Raw genomic sequence first — 17742 nt, 5'->3', positions numbered from 1 at the left:
GCCACCTGCTAAGGAGAAACTTGACTATTTTGAGACGGTAGACGGTATGGATGTGATTGTTTCCACAGACGCACTCGCCGCTTTCTGCGAGCGCGCTGCACAGTTTGAATTCGTGACGGTCGATACGGAATTCCTGCGCGAAACCACATACTGGCCCCGCCTCTGCCTGATTCAGGTCGCCACCGACGATGAAGCGGTGCTGATCGATCCGCTGTCCCCCGACATAAAGCTCGCGCCGTTCATGGCGCTGCTGGCCAATCCGAACGTCACCAAGGTGTTCCACGCGGCGCGGCAGGACATCGAAATCTTCGTCAAGATGACGGGGGCTGTGCCGCATAATATCTTCGACACCCAGGTGGCCGCGAGCGTCTGCGGCTTTGGCGACAGTGCGTCCTATGACAGCCTGGTGCGGGCGATCTGCAAGGTCGAGCTCGACAAGTCGTCGCGCTTTACCGACTGGTCGGCACGGCCGCTCAGCGAAAAGCAGATGACGTATGCCTTGGCGGACGTCACCTATCTGCGTGACATTTATCGCGAGCTGCGCCAGCAGGTCGAACAGACGCGGCGCTGGGACTGGGTCGAGGACGAACTCGCAATCCTGCGCAGCATCGACACCTATGTGGTGCAGCCCGAGCAGGCCTGGGAACGGCTCAAGATGAAGTTCAACCGGCCGCGCGATCTTGCAGCGGTCAAGGTCCTGGCGCAATGGCGCGAGCGGCGTGCGCAGGAAACCGATCAGCCGCGCAGCCGTATTCTTAAAGACGATGTGCTCAATGAACTGGCGACTCAGCGTCCGCTGACGCCGGACGCCTTCGAGAAGCTTCGCGCCGTACCGCGTGGCTTCGGCCGAAGCGCTGCCGCCGCCGAGATCATCGCGCTGATGAAGGATGTCGAGGCGCTGCCCAAGTCGGCCTTGCCCGACATGCCGGAGCGCTATCGCGGCCCCTCGCCTAAGGGCGCGGTGGGCGATCTCGTGCGTGTTCTGCTGAAGGCCGTCGCCGAGCAGCATGGCGTGGCCGCCCGGATCATCGCCACCTCCGATGAAATCGATGCCTTGGTGCTGGACGACGACGCCGACGTGCCGGCGCTCAAAGGCTGGCGCCGGAAGTTGTTTGGCGAAAAGGCTTTGGCGATCAAGCACGGCCGCATCGGGCTCGTGGCCACCCGCAAGGGCGTGATCGAGTTCGCCGTCGGGCAGACCGAGGCCGCCGAGTAGCTAGCCGACCTGCACCTTTGAAGCGTCGTAGCCGGCTTCTTCTGCGAAGTGGCGGAGGCGGTTGCGGAGGTGGTCGCCGTTGAGAAAGGCGAGATCGGTCGGCAGGTGCAGGAGCAGCGTCTTGCCGTCGATGGAGAAGCGGATGCGCGGCAGGATGCCAGGCATGGCAGCGGTCATCGGATAGGCAACACGGAACATCGCGCCGATCAGGCGGGCGCGTGCAGTTAATGCCGGCGCCCCGAGACCGATGAGATCATGCGCCGATTTGCTCTTCAGCCCGTCGTAGCGAATAGCCATGACCTGGGCGAGAAACGAGCGGCCCGGGTGATCGACGCCGGTCAGCGAGCCATACGCGACATTGTCGACGCTTTGGGGGCCGCGGTAGTCGGGATGGGAGCGCCAGCCGATGTCGGCCAGGAGGCAGGAAACGATGCGCAGCCGACGGTCTGCGCCGGTTTCCTCCAAGCCGGCCACATTGATGTACTGGCCGGTGAATTCGATCAAATCGTGGGCGTGGGCAGGCGAGCGCGAGCGCAGGGTAGAGAGCTCTTCGGCGCCCTGGATCAGGGGGTCGATGTTCTGCTCGCGTTCGTCGAGCAGGCCATAGAGGAAGCCTTCGCGGACCCCAAGCGCTGAGAAGACGACGCTTTCGAACCGACCGGCTTTCAACAGTTCACTCATGGCGGCGGCGCCGAAAGGCACGAGTTCCCGGCGGGAACTGCTGACGTCGCTAGCACCGGCATAGTTCTTGGTAGAGTTGTTCGCGACGATGCTGTCGCAGAACGAGATCATTTCAGCGGCTGGGACGGTGTAGTCCTGCACCATGTGCAGCGGATAGCCGGTCGATATCTGGTGCAGCTTGGCAAGAGAACGCCAAGTGCCGCCGATGGCCGCAAACTGCAGGTCCGGTTCTGCCTTGCTCAGAATGGAGTGCTTGAGCTTGCCGCGCACGAGCTCGGCGGCACGGACAGGCGATGAATCCGAGTCGTCCTGAAGGCGGATGGCGCCGAGTTCGAACGATTCACCGCTAGCGTCGTGGCCCGCATCGATGGCCGAAAACTCAAGGCTGCCGCCGCCCAGGTCGCCGACAATGCCGCTGAAGCCGGGAATGCCGGCGACGGCGCCCAGAGCTGCGAAATGGGCCTCCTGCTCCCCGCTCAACACATTGACGTCGGTTTCCATGATCGCTTCGACTGCGGAAACGAATTCGGCACGGTTGCTGGCGTCACGCACGGCGGAGGTCGCCAGGATATAGACCTTGCCGACGCGCATCATGCGCGCCACGAGTGCGAAGCGTTTGATGGCTTCGATGGCCTGGCTCATGCTGGCTTCGGAGAGCTTGCCGCTCTTGGCGATCCCGCGTCCGAGGGCGCAGGCGGACTTCTCGTTGTAGAGGGGGTGAGCGAACGGGCGTGCCGCTCATAGACTACAAGACGAACCGAGTTGGACCCGATGTCGAGCACGGCAACGGGACGAGCACCTTTGATGCGGCCCTGCGCAGTCGGGTCGGCGTCGACCCCCAAAATTGCGTCAAACTCAGCCCTCGTCGCTTTCATCCGAACCTGCCCGGCCGCGACCGGACAGTGATGGGTTCGTCATGAAATAGTTATGTGCGTTGAAGGGTTCCTCACCCTCGGCCAACCGGACGCGGTGCGAACTTCCATCCGGCAGCACTTCCCAGCTTTGCTGATTGTCCTTGAGATAGGCAACCAGGATTTGATCGAGGATCTGCTTGTGCACGGTCTTATTGAGGATCGGCACCATGACTTCGACGCGGCCATCGAGGTTGCGGCCCATGATGTCGGCTGAGGAAATATAGACCTTGGCACGCGTGGACGGCATGGCCTCGCCATTGCCGAAGCAATAGATGCGACTGTGTTCGAGGAAGCGACCGACCACGGACTTGACCCGGATATTGTCGGAAAAGCCTGGAATTCCGGGGCGCAGGCAGCAAATGCCGCGGACGATAAGATCGACCTTCACACCAGCTTGGCTGGCATCATAGAGCGCGTCGATAACCTGCGGATCAACCAGGGAATTCATCTTGAGCAGGATATGTGCTGGCTGACCGCTGCGGGCGAGTTCAATTTCGCGGGCGATGTTGTCGACCAGTGTCTGGCGCAGGTTGACCGGCGACACGGCAATGGTCTCGAGTTCGGTTGGACGGGCATAGCCGGTGATGAAGTTGAAGACGCGGGCCACGTCACGGGTCACCGAGGGGTCGATGGTGAAGTAGCTGAGGTCAGTATAGATCTTGGCCGTGATCGGGTGGTAGTTGCCGGTGCCGATATGGCAGTAGCTGACGAGCTTGCCCTTTTCGCGCCGCACCACTTGGCTGAGCTTGGCGTGGGTCTTGAGCTCGATGAAGCCGAAGACGACTTGCGCGCCGGCGCGTTCGAGGTCGCGGGCCCAGCGGATATTGGCTTCTTCATCGAAGCGCGCCTTGAGCTCGACGAGGCAGGTCACCGACTTGCCGGCTTCGGCGGCCATGATCAGGGCGCGCACGATCGGGCTATCGGCGGAGGTGCGGTACAGGGTCTGCTTGATGGCGACGACGTCGGGATCGCGCGCCGCCTGCATCAGGAACTGCGCGACGACGTCGAAACTTTCGAACGGATGATGGACGAGGATGTCCTTGGCGCGGATAGCGGCAAAACTGTCGCCATTGTAGTCGCGGATGCGTTCGGGGAACCGGGCGTGATAGGGCGGGAATTTGAGGTCGGCGCGATCGACATCACAAACCTTGCGCGCGTCGGCGAGTCCGAGGAAGCCCTGGACCTCGAAGACGTCGGCTTCTTTGACGCCGAGCTGTTCCCCGATCTGGCGCTTGAGCGCGCGCGGCATGGAGCGTTCGATTTCGAGCCGGATCACCTGTCCGCGGCGGCGCTGGCGCAGGGCCGTCTCGAATTCGACCACGAGATCGGCCGCTTCGTCGTCGATTTCGATTTCGCTGTCGCGGATGATGCGGAAGGCGCCGGAGCCGACGACCTCGTGGCCCGGGAACATCTTGTGGAAGAAGAGCTTGACCAGCGTGTCGATGGTCACAACCTCGCTCCGGCCTTCGGAGACGAGGCTCGAGGGCAGGCTGATGAAGCGGTCAAGATTGCCGGGGATACGCACTAGAGCAGTCAGCGGCAGGTCGCTGTCTGGACGCTTGAGCTCGAAGGCCAGCGCTAGGCCTAAGTTCGGAATGAAGGGGAAAGGATGCGCCGGATCGACGGCGATCGGCGTCAGAACCGGAAAGATTTCTTCGCGGAACAGCTTTTGCAGGTAGGCGATCTGCTCGGTGGTGAGATCGTCGCTTTCATGAATGACGACGTTCTGCGCGAACAGCTCTTCGCGCAGGTTCTGCCAATGGTCCTGCTGCTCGAGCTGGAGGTGCTGGGCCAGCGTCGCGATTTCCTCGAGCTGTTCGGTCGGCGAAAGGCCGTCGGCGCTTTGCTTGGCAAGGCCAGCTCGAATCTGGCCTTTCAGGCCAGCGACGCGGACCATGTAGAATTCGTCGAGATTGTTGGCCGAGATCGAAACGAAACGAAGCCGCTCCAAAAGCGGATGGTTTTCATTTCCGGCTTCTTCGAGCACGCGCATGTTGAACTGAAGCCAGCTGACTTCACGATTGACGAACCGTGCCGGGCTTTTGCGCAGCGCCTCGATATCCGGCACCGCGCCTTCGGCTTCGGCGAATTCGCTCATCTCATTCATCGTCTGCGTCCCAATCCGTTTGCCGGTCAGTCCCCAGCGCATCCTGCCGATGCGCCAAGGCTTCCGCCGCTATAGTGCGGGTAATTGCCCCGCCCTTGGCAAGGGCGAGCTTGTCCATAAGATCGACCAGGGCAGCGGCTTCCTCGGCGCTGCGCTCCATGCGCGGCACCACGTAGCCGATGACCTTGGGATCGACCTTGATCTGCCGATCGGCGAACAATTTCACGAACATCTGTGACAGTTCGATGTCGTCACTGATCTCGAGGCGAAAAACTGGTGCGCGGCGAATGCGTGAACGCACGTCGTCGGTGGCCAGCGGCCAATGCACAACCTCGTCACGCGCTGTCAGCAACAGCGTGCGTTCGCCGCGCAAAGCCTGGTTGAGAAGATGGAAGAGGTGGTGCTCGTCGTAGTCAAGCGCATCTGCATCTTCGATCAGCAGCGGCTGACGCCCCTGCCCCGCTGCAATTTCGGCAATCGATTCTGGCGTGACGGCCAAGGCACTACTGCGCTCGGCGAAGATGCGGCCGAGATGGGATTTGCCTGACGCGGTCGGCCCGATCAGCAGGGTTACGCCGTCGGGCCAATGCGGCCAGGCGAGGATGCGGGCATGCGCCAGGGCGTTGCCGTCACCGACCAGGAAGTCGTCTTCCGCGTGGGAAGGTTGATGGCCGAAGTCCAGCGGTAGCTGGCGGGGGCCGCCTTCAGGCAGCGGCATCGTCATGCGTCGCCGCTTCGTCAGGACCGAGATAGAGCATGCTCTCCTTGTACTTGCGCACGCCATAGCGCACCAGCACCGAAGCGATCGCCGCCATCGGAACGGCCAGCAACAGGCCGACAAAGCCGAAGACGGCGCCGAGGGCCAGGAGGGCAAACATCATCCAGACCGGGTTGATGTTGATCGAGGATCCGACAAGCTTTGGATAAAGCACGTTGCCCTCGATGAACTGCCAAAGAGGAAGATGCCGGCGACGAGCCCCACCATCCACCAATTGGGCGCGAACTGCACGAAGGCGATGCCGACCGACAGGCCCAAACCAACGGCAAATCCCACGAAGGGAATAAAGCTCATCAGCCCGGCGATGAGGCCGACCGCGAGGCCGTAGTTGAGGCCCACGAGGCTCAGCGCCGTTGCATAGAAGGCTGCGTCGATCAGCAGCACGCCGCCCTGCCCGCGGATAACACCGGCCATGGAGCGGTCGATCTCGAGCAGGATGCCCTTGATCTCGCCCTTGTGCACCTTGGGCAGGAGACTATCGATGCCGCGCACCATGCCTTCCCAATCGAGCAGCAGGTAGAAGGCCACGACTGGGGCAAGCACGGTGAAGCCGACGACGGACGCGCCGGTGAGGCCGATGTTCACCAGTTCGGCTGGCAGGGTGGCGATAAAGCCCAGGGCCTGTCGGGTGAGGTCGTTGATGCTGGTCTGCAATTGCGCAGCGCGCTCGGGCCCGAGCCAGGCGTTGATTTCGGGCGAGTAGCGTTCGACGAGCGCCTGAAGATCACGCACCAAGGCTGGAAGACGCTGGATGAGGCCGATGATCTGCTGGCCGATCAGCGGCACCAGCATGAAGAAAAGGCCGACGACGATGGCCAGCATGCACAGCAGGACCACGACGGTCGCCCAGGCGCGACTGAAGCGCCACTTCTGCAACTGGTTGACCAGCGGGTTGAGGAGGTATGCGAGCGCCGCGCCCACCACGAAGGGCAAAAGCACGCCGCGGAATATCCACAAGGCAAGGATCAGGGCGACCAGCAGGGCAATCCAGATCGCGACTTGATTTCTAAGTGTCATGGCGCCGGCCGGCCCTTGCGTCTAGGTATGCGAAAAGCTATCAGGCCGCATAACGGCCAGCACCGAAAAGCTCAATCAACCCGGGTCGCGCGCGTCAGCTTTCGCCCGCAATCCCCAGCATGGCAAGAGGCTCATGTCGGACGCATCACACCTGCCATCAAACGGGCTGTCGTACAAGCAGGCTGGCGTCGACATCGATGCGGGAAATGCACTTGTCGAAGCGATCAAGCCGGCGGTGCGCTCCACCCGCCGTCCCGGCGCAGATGGCGAGATCGGTGGCTTCGGTGGGCTATTCGACCTCAAGGCCGCCGGCTTCAAGGATCCCGTCTTGGTCGCGGCCAATGACGGTGTCGGCACCAAGCTCAAGATCGCGATCGACACGGGCAAGCACGACACGATCGGCCAGGACCTTGTCGCCATGTGTGTCAACGACCTGATCGTCCAGGGCGCCGAGCCGCTGTTCTTTCTCGATTACTTCGCCACCGGCAAGCTCGATGTGGCGCAGGGCACGGCAATCGTTACCGGCATTGCCGATGGTTGCCGCCTCGCCGGCTGCGCCCTGATCGGCGGCGAAACGGCTGAGATGCCGGGCATGTATCACGGCAATGACTATGATCTTGCCGGCTTTGCCGTCGGCGCCGCGGAGCGCGAAAACCTCCTGCCACGCAAGGATATCGCGGCTGGCGACACGCTGGTCGCGATCGCCTCGTCGGGTGTGCATTCCAACGGCTATTCGCTGGTGCGCAAGATCGTCGAACTCTCGGGCCTGGCCTGGACGAACAAGGCGCCGTTTACCGAGGCTTCGCTGGCCGAAGCGCTGCTCGAGCCGACGCGCATTTACGTCAAGCCACTGCTCGCAGCGCTCAAGGCCGGGCTCGGCATCAAAGCCATGGCGCACATCACCGGCGGCGGCTTTATCGACAATATACCTCGCGTGCTACCCGATGACCTGGCAGCCGATGTCGATCTTTCGGCCATCACCGTGCCACCGGTCTTCGGCTGGCTGAGCAAGGTGGGCGGCATGAGCGAGCGCGAAATGCTGCGCACGTTCAATTGCGGCGTGGGCATGCTGGTCGCCGTTGCCCCGGAAGATGCCGAGGCGCTGGTTGCGAGCCTCGTCCAGTCGGGCGAACAGGCCGCCATTGTCGGGCGACTGACCGAACGCAGCGGCGAGCCGGTGACCTTCCGCGGCGCGCTGGCGCTGTGAAGAAGGCAAAGGTCGCGATCCTTATTTCCGGGCGCGGATCCAACATGTCCGCGCTCATTGAGGCCGCCAAGGCACCGGACTATCCGGCCGAAATCGTCGGCGTTTTGTCCAACAAGGCGGCGGCGCCCGGGCTCGACATTGCCGCGTCGCATGGCATCGCCACGGCCTCGCTGGCGCAGAGCAAGTTTCCGATCCGGGAAATGTTCGAAGACACGATGACCCAGATCCTTGAGAGCTGGGGCACGGACATTGTGTGCCTCGCCGGCTTCATGCGAATTCTCGACGAAAGTTTCGTCGATCACTGGCTGGGGCGGATGATCAACATCCACCCTTCCCTGCTGCCGACCTACAAAGGTCTCCATACTCACGAACGGGCTCTTGCCGACGGCGCCACCGAGCATGGTTGCAGCGTCCATTTCGTGACGCCCGGTCTCGATGAGGGACCGGTGATTCTGCAGGCCAAGGTTCCGGTACTGGCTGGCGATACGGCCGCAACGCTTTCGGCGCGCGTCCTGGTCGAAGAACACCGGATCTATCCCGAGGCCCTGCGCATGCTGGCCAATGGCATGGCCAGGATACCGGCGACGCTTCACTAGCGTCCATCACCGCAATTGATGCGGGCCATCGTCAAAATCGGTTCGACCTCTGTTCTCCCCGGGCGTAGCGTGCGGCCTCTTCTGCTTGAGGCCTGCCATGAGTCTGCGCGACTGGTTCTGGATCATCCTTCTCGGTGCGATCTGGGGATGCTCTTTTGTCTTCAACGCCATCCTTATTCGTGAGATCGGCCCGACCTGGGTGACGGCACTTCGTGTGTCCATCGGTGCCCTTGGCTGCTGGCTGGTGATGCTGGCCTTAAAGAAACCGGTGCCGCGCGATCCCAAGCTCTGGCTGCAGTTGGCAGGCCTTGGCGTTATTGCCTACGCCATTCCGTTCGCGCTGTTTCCGCTGGCGCAGGCGCATCTTGCCAGTGGCATTGCGGCGATCATCAACGCGTTGACGCCCATGGTCACCGCGGTCATTTCGCATTTCTGGATCGGCGGGGAAAAGTCGACACCGACAAAATTCACCGGCGTGGCCATCGGTTTCGTGGGAGCGGCAATCCTTGTGTCGCCTGCATTGAGCGGCGGCGGCACTTCGGCTGCCTGGGCGATCGCGGCCTGCCTTAGCGCCACGCTTTGCTACGCGCTGTCGCTCAACATCACACGGTCGTACAAGCATATCGAGCCGACGGCGTTTGCCTCGATGGCGCTGACGGGAGCTGCTGTTGTCGCCGTTCCGCTGGCCTTTCTTACCGAAGGGGTGCCGGTGATGACGCGGCCGGAAACCTACGGTGCGGCGCTTGCCATCGGCTTGCTGTCGACGGCTTTCACCTTCCAGATTATGTACCGCATTCTGCCTCGCGTCGGTGCCACCAACTTTGCCACGACCACGTTTATCGCGCCGATCTCGGCGCTGATCATCGGCGTCACCGTGCTGGGCGAAACAATCCTGCCGATCCAGCTTTTGGGGATGCTGGTGATCTTTTTCGGGCTGCTGTTTATCGACGGGCGCATTCGCCAGGTCTGGCGCCGCTCGCCTGCCTAACCGGAACGATCGCACCCTCCTCCCGTTCAGATGGGAGGAGGTCCATCATGCCCGAACCCACGACGCCCGACATCGACCCGCGCCCGGTGCCCGAGATCACGCCGCAGCCCGAGCCACCCCAGCCACAACCGGTTGATCCCATTCCGCCCCAGCCGGCTGAAGTTCCGACGCCCGATCAGCCGGTCGAAGATCCTGATCCGGTGGTGCCGGAGATCGAGCCTGAGCCAGGGCACGAACTGCCACCGCGGGAGGTTTGAGATGCGCGATCATCTGGAACGCCGCCCCGAAAACCGGGAACTGCCACTCGATCATGCGCCCACCATGCCGGTGCATTTGCCGACGGAAGATACGGACAACCCCCACTCGACGCCATTGCGGCGCGAGCAGGATCCCGATCTGCCCGTCGACCCGGACCTGCCCCCGAGCCGAGCCGCGACCCGGCGCCCTAGCGCTTACTCAATACCAAGCTTGCGCTTCATTAGGTCGTTGAGGGCCTGCGGGTTGGCCTTGCCGCCCGAAGCCTTCATCGCCTGACCGACAAACCAGCCGATCATGGTCGGCTTGGCGAGAACCTTGGCGACCTGGTCCGGATTGGCGGCGATGATCTCGTCGACGATCTTCTCGATGGCGCCAAGGTCGGTGACCTGCTTAAGGCCGCGGCGTTCCACGATCTCCGCCGGGTCGCCTTCGGGCTCTTCGGCGATCATGATCTGCAGCACGTCCTTGCCGCCCTTTGACGAAATCGTGCCGCTGGCGATGAGGTCGACAAGTCCTGCGATCTGGGCTGGCTGCAGGTGCGTTTCCCAGACGGCGAGACCCTGGCTATTGGCGAAGGCGGCGACGTCGGCATTGAGGATATTGGCGACGGCCTTGCCGTCGCGCTTGCTGCCGCCATGGGCAACGCAGGCTTCGAAATAGTCGGCAGTTTCGCGATCCAGCGTCAGCACGTGGGCGTCGTATGCGGTGACGCCATAGTCGCGCACAAAGCGCTGCTGCTTTTCGTCCGGCAGTTCCGGCAGGTTCTCGGCCAGCGAGGCGATGAAGGCGTCGTCGAATTCGAGCGGCAGCAGATCGGGGTCGGGGAAGTAGCGGTAATCGTGCGCTTCTTCCTTGGAGCGCATGGAGCGCGTTTCGCCGTTCTTGGGGTCGAACAGGCGGGTTTCCTGATCGATCGAGCCGCCATCCTCGAGAATGTCGATCTGGCGGCGCGCTTCATACTCGATCGCCTGGCCGGCAAAGCGAATGGAATTGACGTTCTTGATTTCGCAGCGCGTGCCGAACTCGCCACCGGGCTTGCGCACTGAGACGTTGACGTCGGCGCGCATCGAGCCCTGCTCCATGTTGCCGTCGCAGGTGCCCAGATAGCGCAGGATCGTGCGCAGCTTGCCAAGATAGGCCTTGGCCTCTTCGGACGAGCGCAGGTCGGGCTTTGAGACGATTTCCATCAGCGCCACGCCGGAGCGGTTGAGGTCGACGAAGCTCATGTTCGGGTGCTGGTCGTGGATCGACTTGCCGGCATCCTGTTCGAGGTGGAGACGCTCGATGCCGATCTCGATCTCCTCGCCATCGACCGATAGCAGGATCTTGCCCTCGCCGACGATGGGGTCCTTGAACTGCGAGATCTGATAGCCCTGCGGCAGATCGGGATAAAAGTAGTTCTTGCGGTCAAAGACCGAGCGTTTGTTGATCTGCGCCTTGAGGCCCAGGCCGGTGCGAACGGCCTGGCGGACGCATTCCTCGTTGATGGTGGGCAGCATGCCGGGCATGGCCGCATCGACGAAGCTGACATTGGAATTGGGAGGATTGCCGAAGGCGGTCGAGGAGCCGGAGAAAAGCTTCGACTCGCTGGTGACTTGCGCGTGCACTTCCATGCCGATGATCACTTCCCAATCGCCGGTCGAGCCGGAGATCAGGCGTTTCTTGTCGGGGGTGCGGGTATCGACGAGGGTCACTGGGCAGTCCTGAAAGACACATGCAAACTGGCTATGTGCTTAGCCGCCTTGCCCCCATGATGCAACGGTTCGGACGTGCTTCAGTCGTCGTCGCCGATATCGCCGACAAAGGGCGAGAGGCGCTTTTCGAGATGCACGCTCATCAGTGGATGGTGACCGCGGCCATCGGGCTTCATCGCGAGGATCTTGTAGCCCTGCCGCTCATAGAAGCGCACCGCTCGCACGTGGTCTGCGGGTGTTTCGAGATGGATGCGCTCGGCGCCTTCGAGCTCCAGCATCGCTTCCATACGGTTGAGCAGCATGGCCCCGATGCCGTGGCCTTGCATGTCGTGCTCGACGAAGAGGTAGGGAATGTAATTGCGGCCCTTGGCGCGTGAGCACCAGCCGATGACGATGCCCTGCATGTCGGCAACGATGGAGTCCGGCCAGCCGGCGCCGACGGCCTGCGACAGGCGCTGGCGCTCCCGGTCGCGCTGGCCGGGGCGCGGCGTCAGGATCGGCAGGATGCCGGTCGACCAGGCATCGAAGGCAATTGCCGCCATTCGGGGAGCATCGGAGATGGTCGCTTTGCGTATCCGGATGCTCAACATGGTTTGGCTCCTACCTGGCGCGGCGCCGCGCAGCGATGATGCCCTTCTCGTAATTGATGTTCCAATCGATCAGGGTTCGCCAGATAAGTTCGGCCTGATCCTCGTCGAGATCAAGGTCCAAACTGCGCTCCCGCACCTTCTTGATCACGGCCTCGATCCGCACCGGATCGTGGGCCTCATGCGGATCGGTTTTGATCTCGGCCATGCGCGTCACATAGGCGTGCCGCTCCGCAAACAGGGTCAGCAGCGCCTGATCAATCCGGTCGATCTCGGCGCGGACATCTTCCTTGCTCTGGCAGTGTGCGGGCATTTTTGCAGCGGTCACGGGATCGATCCTCGACGATTTGGGTGACTGTGGTGTGCACTGCCCGTCTGGCGATTTCAACCCGCGGAACGCAGCTCGCCCTTGAGGCATTTTAGCGGCGAACAGGGAGAGTTTGATGGGGGACAGCATACGAATTGGGGCGGTCTGCATGATGATGCTGACCGTCTTGTTTTTTCCCGCGCAGTTCGTGACGCAGCTCTTTTCCCCTGGCTACGACATCTTCCTCTACGACATCAGCCTTCTGGGCGTTTCGAGCTGCCAGGTCTGGTCTATCGCGACGTCAGGCGGCAGCGATCCGGTGTGCTCGCCGCTGCATCTGCTGTTCAACATCGGCATCATCATGCATGGCCTGCTCAGCATCGCCGGCATCTGGCTGACCCGCCACCTCTGGCCCACCGGCGGCCTGGCGTCGACGGCGCTGTTCCTGATCGCAGTGGGCGGGGTCGGCGCGATGATGGTCGGCGCCTTTCCGCTCGACGACTACATGCTGATCCACGTCATTGGTGCAGTAATCGCCATTGCGGCGCCCGGCGTCGGCTTCGTGTTGCTCGCTTGGGTATTGCGGGACCTGCGACCGAGGCTAGCCTTCTGGACTGTGCTGACGGGATTTGTGATCCTGTTGTCCGGCCTGGGGCACGCTTTGGGCGGCTTGCCCTTTGGGCGCGGCAGCATGGAGCGGCTCGCGGTCTGGCCGCAGACGATCTGGTTCGTCTGCGTCGGCATCACGCTTTATCGCAAGCCCGGGCCGCTCGGCCGTGCTGTCAGTGGCGCGTGACGTCGCTCAAAGCTGCCGCGATATGTTCCCATTCGGCGGAAACGCTGGCGGTAGCGCGGCGCTTGCCAGCGCGGCGGTACCAGTAATCGGCATTGCCCATGTCGGCTTCGATCCAGTGCATCAGGGCATGGACCCAGTCGAAGGCCTGCACGCCTTCCATGGACTGGACGATGTTGTGCGCCTTTTCCCATTCCGGCCCGATGCGGAACTCGCCTTTCTTGAGCCACCAGAGCGCCTGCAGCGGCTTACTCATATCCTTGGGCGGCTCGGACCAGTCGAGCGAGGAGAAAAGATCAATGGCCATCGGCAGATTTCCTGTTGGCCCGGACGCGGCAACGGGGCGCGTCACTACCAGTTTTAGTTTGTGCATAAGGCGCAAATAGTGCGGATCGGCAGCGCAAGCAAGCGCCGCCGCCCCTCGTGATTACCACCAGCGCTTAGGCGCGAAGTCGCCACCGGCGCTCTTTTCTATGACGCGCGCCGCGGCAAACAGCGTTTCTTCGTCGAATGGCTTGCCGATCAGCTGCAGCCCCAGCGGCAGTCCAGCGGCGTCCTTGCCCGCAGGCACCGCGATGCCCGGCAGGCCTGCCATGTTCACCGTGACGGTGAAGACGTCGTTGAGATACATGGCCACGGGATCCGCCGCCAAAGCCTCGTCACCGATGCCAAAGGCCGCCGATGGCGTCGCCGGGGTCAGGATCGCGTCGACACCGCTGTTAAAGGCGTCTTCGAAATCCTTCTTGATCAGCGTGCGGACCTTTTGTGCCTTGACGTAATAGGCGTCGAAATAGCCAGCGCTCAGCACATAGGTGCCGATCATGATGCGACGCTTCACCTCGCGGCCGAAACCGGCGGCGCGGGTCAGCTCATACATGTCCGTGATGTCTTTGCCCGAAACGCGCAGGCCGTATTTGACGCCATCGTATCGCGCGAGGTTGGACGAGGCTTCAGCAGGAGCCACGATATAATAGGCTGGGAGAGCGTATTTGGTGTGGGGCAGCGAGATGCCCTTGACGGTCGCGCCTTCGGCTTTAAGCCATTCGAGGCCTTCGGTCCAAAGCCGCTCGATCTCGGCCGGCATGCCATCCATCCGGTATTCCTTGGGAACGCCGATGGTGAGACCCTTGACGCCGCGCTCGACGGCCGCCGCAAAGTCCGGCACCGGCAGGTCGACGCTGGTCGAATCCTTGGGATCGAACCCGGACATCGACGTCATCATGATGGCCGCATCTTCAACCGTGCGGGCGATCGGGCCGGCTTGGTCGAGCGAGGACGCAAAGGCGACGGTGCCCCACCGCGAGCAGCGGCCATAGGTGGGCTTGATGCCGACAGTACCGGTAAACGCCGCCGGCTGGCGGATCGAGCCGCCCGTGTCGGTCGCGGTCGCACCCGCACACAGCCATGCCGAAACCGCAGCGGCAGAACCACCGGAGGAGCCCCCAGGCACCAGATTGGCATTGCTGCCTTCGGCGCGAAACGGGCTGACGACGGGCCCGTAATAGGAGGTCTCGTTTGACGAGCCCATGGCAAACTCGTCCATGTTGAGCTTGCCCAGCATGACGGCGCCATCGCGCCAGAGATTGGCGGTGACGCTCGATTCGTATTCCGGCTTGAAGCCATCGAGAATGTGGCTCGCTGCCTGGGTATGCACGCCCTTGGTCGCGAACAAATCCTTGATGCCAAGCGGCACGCCCTCGAGCGGGCCACCCTGCCCTTGCGCGAGCTTTGCGTCGCTGGCTCTGGCCATGTCGCGCGCCTGGTCGGCGGTCACGGCGACATAAGCGTTGAGCGACGGATTGGCGGCCTCAATCGCGCCAAGGTAGGCGTCGGTCAGCTCAAGCGCGGTGAAGCTTTTTTCGGTAAGCCCCTTGCGGGCGTCTGCGAGGCTCAGCTTGGTCAGGTCAGTCAACAGAAAACTCACTTATGCTTTGGCAGGCGCAGATCATGCAGCCGGTCAGTTGGTCGCATCGGCAAAAGGAAGTCGGCCGCCGTCAGCCCTTCGCAGATCGTATAGACGCCGGCATAGCTTTCGGGGTCGCGCTCAGCATCCGTCGACTCGCCATGCAGCACCGAGAGGATTTCAACGCTTGCGGGCGGCTCCCCTTCCTGGTCGCCCCAGGCCAGATTGATGTTGCTCGAGTCCGAGGTGATCGCAACCGGATCGATGAAGGCGCGATAAGGACCATCACAGCGCGCCGTCGCGTAGACTTCTTCGACCTCGCCCCAATTGGACGGGTTCATGCGAACATCGTTGAGGATGCAGTCGAGCTCACCCATCCAGATGCCGACGCGCGGCGACACGGCCGCCGCGCTCAGATCGAAAAGCACATCGCGCACGCTTTCGGTCTTTGCCCGCTCGCACACGACCGGATCAGAAACATAGACGGCATCATACTGATCAGCGCACACGGCACCGGTCGCGAGCAGCAACATCGACGTCGCCAGAATGTTTCTCATGCGTCCTGCTCCACCTTGATCGGCATTTCAAAGAATGCGGACCATTCACTATCCGGGTAATCGAGAAAGGGTCCGCGCGGCATGAAACCGTAGCGGGTGTAAAGGCGGTGCGCTTCCGCCATGCCGTCGCCGGTTCCGGTTTCCAGCATGACAATTGGCAAATTGCGCTGGCGCGCGAGGTCGACGATGCGTTCCAGCAGCTGCCGCCCGACTCGCTGTCCGCGAACTTCGGGTACAGTATACATGCGTTTGACTTCGCCAAGTTCGGGACCGTGCTGCTTTAACGCACCCATGCCAACGGCCTTGCCGCTCTCGTCGCGCGCCACGAAGAGCGTGGTCTCGCTGTCGGCCATCTGCTCGACCGTCATCTTAAACTGAAATTCCAGTGGCGAGAGTGGCAAGAGGTGATCGTTGAGGCGCTCGACCAAAGCTCGGACATCGTCCTGGAGCGGCGTTTCGACCGCAATGGTGACGGCCATTTACTCGACGACCTTCGGCACCATGAAGAAATTGTCTTCGGTAAGCGGCGCGTTGCCGACGATTTTCTCGGCATAGCCGCCATCGCTCACCACATCGTCGCGCCGCCGCAGCTGCATCGGCGTGACCGAGGTCATGGCGTCGACTCCGGTGACATCGACTTCGCTCAGCTGCTCGACAAAACCGAGAATGGCATTGAGTTCATCCTGGTAGCCGGCGACTTCGCCCTCCTCGATGCGGATGCGGGCAAGGCGCCCGATACGCTTGACGGTGGCGGCATCGACGGACATGGCAAACTCAAGGCAAAGGCGTGGCTTTTGGCGTTCTAGCAATGCGCTCGGGCAAAAGACAATGAAAATGGCGGCCGAAGGTCAGACTTCGACGGCAAGGCCGGGCTCGAGGGCGACAAGGCCGGTATTATCGCGCCTGTCGCGAAGGACGGCAAAGCGGCATCGATCTCGGGCTCGGATCCGGCCAATGCGATCAGGGGCGGTGCGAAAGACTCGACCAGCTGGACAGCGCGACCGCCAAGGTCACGGCCGACCAAAATGATCACGGCTTTTCCCGCCCAGCGACCGAGTGCCCCAATGCTCGACGTGAGGATCAGAAGCGGACGCTCGTCTTCCGCATCGATCAGGATCGATCCGTCGCCGACCGACACGATGTCCGCTGGGCGCAGGTCCGCACCCGCATCGAGCAACCTTTGCGGCGCCCGCGGCCGCCATGTGAGGGTATCGGCACTCGGCAAAGCAGTGTCGAAGCCAACCAACACATCGGCTCCACTGGTCAGTTCGGCGCGGTCGACCTGGTGGGGAGCCGAGTCCGCCTCGACCACAACGATCTGACCACCGAGGTGAAAACGGAAGCTGCGATCGCCAAACCAAGTGAGCTTCAAGGCGTCTCGCCATGCTGTTCCAAGCCGCGATGTCGTTGCACCAGAAAACGCGTTGCCATAGCAATCGCTGGCGGAATCGGTTTGTCCTTGCGGTATTCAGCGATCAGCCGCCGAGCGACACCTAGGCGAGCGGCCATACCATCCAATGAAAACCGCAGTTCATCCATGGCGTCGCGGAATTCCGCGTTATCGAGCGCGAGAGGCGCCAACTCCTCAAGCCAATCTGCCGAAAGCTCTTCGCCAGTTGGCCAAATTAAAGAGTCAGATGTCTCGCTGACTTTAAGCGCGGCAAATAAATTTGGATCATTACGAAGCCGCACAAAGTGGCGATGACCCAAGATCGCCGGGCTGATATCGATCATCTGCCGATTACCGTCGGCCCAGTCAACTTCCACCAGCCGATCCTTGATGAACCGAACGGCTGCTATGCGTGGAAACCGTCGCCCCACCACCACACGTTCACTTCCGGTCATTCAGTTCTACCCAGTACTGCTGTAAAAGTTCCAAGTTCTGGGACGCCCATTCGAGAGCCTCCTGCAGATCGCGTCTATCAATGTCTCCTGCCATTATGCTTAATCCATCGATAGCCACTGAATACCTCCCCGTCCGGCGTCCATACGTGAAAGTGCGGGGGGCGGTGATCATCGGCAAACATTCTGATCCTACTCCTCGTAAGTCTCACCAAAGTTGCCAATGACCCTCTCCCAAATAGTGCGCCCAACGCACTATTTCAACTGAAATCGTATGATTCCAGATGGTAGTAGCAC

The 17742-nt window shown here is 62.0% G+C and carries 21 protein-coding genes and 1 pseudogene; 6 read left to right on the top strand and 16 right to left on the bottom strand.

What is annotated here, in order from left to right; genetic code table 11:
* Nucleotides 1–46: 46 nt before the first annotated feature.
* Nucleotides 47–1216: a ribonuclease D gene (gene rnd / locus G5575_RS07950; RefSeq protein ID WP_164533871.1), complete on the top strand. Its 1170-nt coding sequence runs from the start codon at nt 47–49 to the stop codon at nt 1214–1216.
* Here rnd and G5575_RS21650 read toward each other — a convergent pair whose 3' ends face one another.
* The 6 genes and pseudogenes from G5575_RS21650 to G5575_RS07925 form a co-directional block, all read right to left on the bottom strand.
* Complete coding sequence (locus tag G5575_RS21650) at nt 1217–1780, bottom strand: hypothetical protein (protein ID WP_328766068.1); 564 nt, start codon at nt 1778–1780, stop codon at nt 1217–1219.
* Nucleotides 1781–1819: 39 nt separating this feature from the next.
* A pseudogene (locus tag G5575_RS21645) lies at nt 1820–2605 on the bottom strand (Ppx/GppA phosphatase family protein); the annotation flags it as partial.
* 147 nt (nt 2606–2752) lie between these two features.
* Complete coding sequence (locus G5575_RS07940; RefSeq protein WP_164533870.1) at nt 2753–4918, bottom strand: RNA degradosome polyphosphate kinase; 2166 nt, start codon at nt 4916–4918, stop codon at nt 2753–2755.
* The gene (locus G5575_RS07935; RefSeq protein ID WP_164533869.1) at nt 4911–5642 is read right to left on the bottom strand and encodes a P-loop NTPase family protein; all 732 of its coding nucleotides are present in this window, start codon (nt 5640–5642) and stop codon (nt 4911–4913) included. The genes G5575_RS07940 and G5575_RS07935 overlap by 8 nt, the downstream gene beginning before the upstream one ends.
* Nucleotides 5623–5850: an AI-2E family transporter gene (locus G5575_RS21045; RefSeq protein ID WP_164533868.1), complete on the bottom strand. Its 228-nt coding sequence runs from the start codon at nt 5848–5850 to the stop codon at nt 5623–5625. Before G5575_RS21045 ends, G5575_RS07935 begins: the two co-directional genes overlap by 20 nt.
* Nucleotides 5796–6713, bottom strand: coding sequence for an AI-2E family transporter (locus G5575_RS07925; RefSeq protein WP_164533867.1), 918 nt, complete (start codon nt 6711–6713; stop codon nt 5796–5798). The genes G5575_RS21045 and G5575_RS07925 overlap by 55 nt, the downstream gene beginning before the upstream one ends.
* A 133-nt stretch (nt 6714–6846) precedes the next feature.
* Here G5575_RS07925 and purM point away from each other — a divergent pair, with 133 nt between their 5' ends.
* The 4 genes from purM (at nt 6847) to G5575_RS07905 (ending at nt 9761) form a co-directional block, all read left to right on the top strand.
* A complete protein-coding gene (purM, locus tag G5575_RS07920; RefSeq protein ID WP_164533866.1) occupies nt 6847–7920 on the top strand; it encodes a phosphoribosylformylglycinamidine cyclo-ligase in 1074 nt (357 codons plus the stop codon).
* 44 nt (nt 7921–7964) lie between these two features.
* Nucleotides 7965–8516 (top strand): phosphoribosylglycinamide formyltransferase, encoded by a 552-nt coding sequence (purN, locus tag G5575_RS07915; protein WP_207633067.1) that lies wholly within the window; start codon nt 7965–7967, stop codon nt 8514–8516.
* Between the two features lie 97 nt (nt 8517–8613).
* Nucleotides 8614–9504 carry a DMT family transporter gene (locus G5575_RS07910; RefSeq protein ID WP_164533864.1) on the top strand — a complete coding sequence of 297 codons (891 nt, stop codon included), beginning with the start codon at nt 8614–8616 and terminating at the stop codon, nt 9502–9504.
* Between the two features lie 47 nt (nt 9505–9551).
* Nucleotides 9552–9761: a hypothetical protein gene (locus G5575_RS07905; RefSeq protein WP_164533863.1), complete on the top strand. Its 210-nt coding sequence runs from the start codon at nt 9552–9554 to the stop codon at nt 9759–9761.
* Between the two features lie 195 nt (nt 9762–9956).
* Here G5575_RS07905 and gatB read toward each other — a convergent pair whose 3' ends face one another.
* The 3 genes from gatB to G5575_RS07890 form a co-directional block, all read right to left on the bottom strand.
* The gene (gene gatB / locus G5575_RS07900) at nt 9957–11456 is read right to left on the bottom strand and encodes an Asp-tRNA(Asn)/Glu-tRNA(Gln) amidotransferase subunit GatB (RefSeq protein WP_164533862.1); all 1500 of its coding nucleotides are present in this window, start codon (nt 11454–11456) and stop codon (nt 9957–9959) included.
* Between the two features lie 80 nt (nt 11457–11536).
* Complete coding sequence (locus G5575_RS07895) at nt 11537–12046, bottom strand: GNAT family N-acetyltransferase (RefSeq protein WP_164533861.1); 510 nt, start codon at nt 12044–12046, stop codon at nt 11537–11539.
* Between the two features lie 10 nt (nt 12047–12056).
* Nucleotides 12057–12371, bottom strand: a complete 315-nt coding sequence (locus G5575_RS07890) for a chorismate mutase (RefSeq protein ID WP_164533860.1) — start codon at nt 12369–12371, stop codon at nt 12057–12059.
* 115 nt (nt 12372–12486) lie between these two features.
* On the opposite strand from G5575_RS07890, the gene G5575_RS07885 reads away from it, so the two are divergent.
* On the top strand, nt 12487–13146 hold the full coding sequence (locus G5575_RS07885) for a DUF998 domain-containing protein (RefSeq protein ID WP_164533859.1): 660 nt from the start codon (nt 12487–12489) through the stop codon (nt 13144–13146).
* Here G5575_RS07885 and G5575_RS07880 read toward each other — a convergent pair.
* From G5575_RS07880 to G5575_RS07850, 7 genes are all read right to left on the bottom strand, one after another.
* Nucleotides 13133–13450 (bottom strand): hypothetical protein, encoded by a 318-nt coding sequence (locus tag G5575_RS07880; protein ID WP_164533858.1) that lies wholly within the window; start codon nt 13448–13450, stop codon nt 13133–13135. The two genes, G5575_RS07885 and G5575_RS07880, sit on opposite strands and share 14 nt — an antisense overlap.
* Before the next feature lie 120 nt (nt 13451–13570).
* Nucleotides 13571–15055 carry an Asp-tRNA(Asn)/Glu-tRNA(Gln) amidotransferase subunit GatA gene (gatA, locus tag G5575_RS07875; protein ID WP_164533857.1) on the bottom strand — a complete coding sequence of 495 codons (1485 nt, stop codon included), beginning with the start codon at nt 15053–15055 and terminating at the stop codon, nt 13571–13573.
* Nucleotides 15056–15063: 8 nt separating this feature from the next.
* Nucleotides 15064–15603: a hypothetical protein gene (locus G5575_RS07870; protein WP_164533856.1), complete on the bottom strand. Its 540-nt coding sequence runs from the start codon at nt 15601–15603 to the stop codon at nt 15064–15066.
* Nucleotides 15600–16082, bottom strand: coding sequence for a GNAT family N-acetyltransferase (locus tag G5575_RS07865; protein WP_164533855.1), 483 nt, complete (start codon nt 16080–16082; stop codon nt 15600–15602). The genes G5575_RS07870 and G5575_RS07865 overlap by 4 nt, the downstream gene beginning before the upstream one ends.
* A complete protein-coding gene (gene gatC, locus G5575_RS07860) occupies nt 16083–16370 on the bottom strand; it encodes an Asp-tRNA(Asn)/Glu-tRNA(Gln) amidotransferase subunit GatC (protein ID WP_164533854.1) in 288 nt (95 codons plus the stop codon). It abuts the gene before it with no gap.
* Nucleotides 16371–16405: 35 nt separating this feature from the next.
* A complete protein-coding gene (locus tag G5575_RS07855; protein WP_164533853.1) occupies nt 16406–16975 on the bottom strand; it encodes a hypothetical protein in 570 nt (189 codons plus the stop codon).
* A complete protein-coding gene (locus G5575_RS07850) occupies nt 16972–17448 on the bottom strand; it encodes a DUF2442 domain-containing protein (RefSeq protein WP_235935885.1) in 477 nt (158 codons plus the stop codon). Before G5575_RS07850 ends, G5575_RS07855 begins: the two co-directional genes overlap by 4 nt.
* Nucleotides 17449–17742: the final 294 nt, after the last annotated feature.

Origin of the sequence: Devosia aurantiaca, assembly GCF_011058215.1 — a bacterium.
In the GTDB taxonomy this organism is placed as follows: Bacteria; Pseudomonadota; Alphaproteobacteria; order Rhizobiales; family Devosiaceae; genus Devosia; species Devosia aurantiaca.
This window is presented reverse-complemented; position numbering and strand designations above follow the sequence as displayed.